The following is a 2,186-nucleotide window of genomic DNA, read 5'->3' on the forward strand; positions in this document are numbered from 1 at the left end:
GGGAGCGCTGGTGGTGAACCTGGGCGACATGATTCCGCGCTGGACCAATGGGCTGTACCGATCCAACCCCCACCGCGTGCGCAACGTGCACAGCGGGGGCACACCGCGCCACTCCATTCCGTTCTTCTACACGCCCGACTACGAGGCCCAGGTGGTCCCCGTCCCCACCTGTGTGCCTGCGGGTGAGTCGCCGCGCTTTGCACCCTGCACCGTGGGCGAGCACCTGCAGGCCATGTACCGCAAGACGTACGGCCTGGGTCAGACCACCACCCCAGCCAGCGCGGCGGTGATGGCATGAGGCTCTGGTTCAACCTGCTGTGCCAGGACATCGAGGCACAGCTGCAGTTCTATCAAGCCCTGCTGCAGTTGCCCGAGGCGCCGGGGACGCGCTCGGCCATCTACCGGGCGGTGGAGACCGAGCACTTCCAGCTCGGCTTCAATGCCCCCGAGGCCTATGCCCTGCTGGGCCTGGCCGACCGGCAACCTGGCGCAGCCTTGCCGTCACCACGCGGCGTGACAGGCTATGCCACCTTCATGCTGGACACACCGGACGCCGTGGAGGCTGCCAGCGAAAAGGCCAAAGCTCTGGGCGGACAGGTCATCAAGCCACCTTACGCCACGTACTACGGCCAATGGCAGGCGGTGCTGGCGGACCCGGAAGACAACGTGTTCCGGGTAAGCGCTGTGGGCGTGCCCCTCAACGTTGCTTAAGCCGCCCCTACCCGGTCAGGCCAACAACGGCAGTGAACGCCAAAGCATCCGCGGGGTGAACCAACGCCCACCCCTGGGTCATCCATCGCGCCTCAATAGGCCTTGAAGTTGGCCGCCACCCGCTGGTTCAGGTAGTCGCCCGCGGCAATCACCGGGTACTTCTTGCCGGGCCCTTCGATGATGGCGTCGCGGTTGGCCTGGGCAAAGAAGGCGATGCTGTAGCGCGGCCCCATGTACTCGCCGGGCAGAGGGTTCTTCACACGGTGGAAGTTGCTGGGCAGCTGGTCGTCGCTCCAGCGCATCAGCATGTCCCCGATGTTGCAGGTGATGGCCTGCTCGTCGGGCTCCACCGAGGTCCAGGCCTGGGTGTCCATCTCCTTGCCCGGGCACACCTGCAGGCCACCCTGGCCCTGGCGCTGAAAGAGCAGGGTCAGGCAATCAAAGTCGGTATGCGCCCCGGCGCGCCACAGGCCCAGGCTGGCTTGTTGCTCGGGCGGGGTCGCAAAGTAGTGCAGCAGGCGCAAGGTGCTTTGGTAGCTGGCCTGCGCAGGGTCGTGCGCGCGGGCAAAGAAGGCCTCGTCAAACCCCAGCTTCCACGCAAAGCATGACAGCACCTGCATGGCCACCTGCCAGCACTGGCCCTCAAACGCGAGCATGGTGGCCTGAAAGCCCGCCAGCTCCTCGTCGGTGGGCCACAGGCCTGCCATGTGCGGGCGGGTGATCTGGTACGACTCCTTCTGGTCCGGTGTGCCGGTGGAGGGGCGCACCTGCGCGCGGCTCTCCCAGCCCACGTTGAGCGCCTTCTTGAGCGGGTACTGCGCCTTCACGGCATCGGGCAGCGCAAAGAAGCGCTCGGTCATCGCAAAGGCGTTGTGCACCTCGGCCAGGTCAATGCCGTGGTTCACGATCTGGAAAAAGCCGACATCAACGGCGGCGTCCCACAGCTGATCGGCAATCTCGGTCTTGCGCTGCGCAAAGTGGCTGAGGTCGATGCGGCGGATCTCGCGGCTCGCGGTTTCCGAGCCCATCGCGCCCATGCGTGTTTCTTTTTGCAGCTCGGCGAGGTCGTAGGTGGCAGTGGTGGTCATGCAGCTCTCCTGAAGACAAGTGGAAGGAAGAAAGGCCCTCCCGCTGGGTGCTTCAAGAGTGGGTGGCACCGCCTGCGGCGGCCGTCCTTTCAACCCTTGAAGCCACGGTGTGCCAACGCACACCGCTGTGCGCACAGCGGGCTTCAAGAGCAATTTCCGACTGGCATCGCCTCGTGCAGGATGGCACAGGGGCAACGCAGTGAACGCTTCTACTCTTGCCAATAGCGATGCAAGAAGAATGCCCACGCGCCTTGCATGTGTGCCAGCGCAAAGTCAGAGCGTTTGTGCACAGCGCGTCCAAAGCCATGCATACATGTCACTGATTGTGATTGGCATGCCAAATGCATAGCGCCCTGCACCTCAACGGCGGGCGTGCAGACAGTCCGG

Annotated in this window: 3 protein-coding genes; 2 read left to right on the plus strand and 1 reads right to left on the minus strand. The window is 64.6% G+C overall.

Features of this window, described 5'->3' with window-relative positions; translation table 11 throughout:
* A partial coding sequence (locus tag DBR23_RS10820; RefSeq protein ID WP_146191307.1) for a 2OG-Fe(II) oxygenase family protein occupies positions 1-298 on the plus strand: 298 nt, incomplete at its 5' end.
* Positions 295-711, plus strand: a complete 417-nt coding sequence (locus DBR23_RS10825) for a VOC family protein (protein WP_108498244.1) — start codon at positions 295-297, stop codon at positions 709-711. The genes DBR23_RS10820 and DBR23_RS10825, both read left to right, overlap by 4 nt.
* 92 nt (positions 712-803) lie before the next feature.
* On the opposite strand, the gene DBR23_RS10830 is transcribed toward DBR23_RS10825, so the two are convergent.
* On the minus strand, positions 804-1,799 hold the full coding sequence (locus tag DBR23_RS10830) for an isopenicillin N synthase family oxygenase (protein WP_099729426.1): 996 nt from the start codon (positions 1,797-1,799) through the stop codon (positions 804-806).
* Positions 1,800-2,186 lie beyond the last annotated feature (387 nt).

It is taken from the genome of Acidovorax sp. HMWF018, from assembly GCF_003061035.1.
GTDB lineage: Bacteria > Pseudomonadota > Gammaproteobacteria > Burkholderiales > Burkholderiaceae_C > Acidovorax > Acidovorax delafieldii.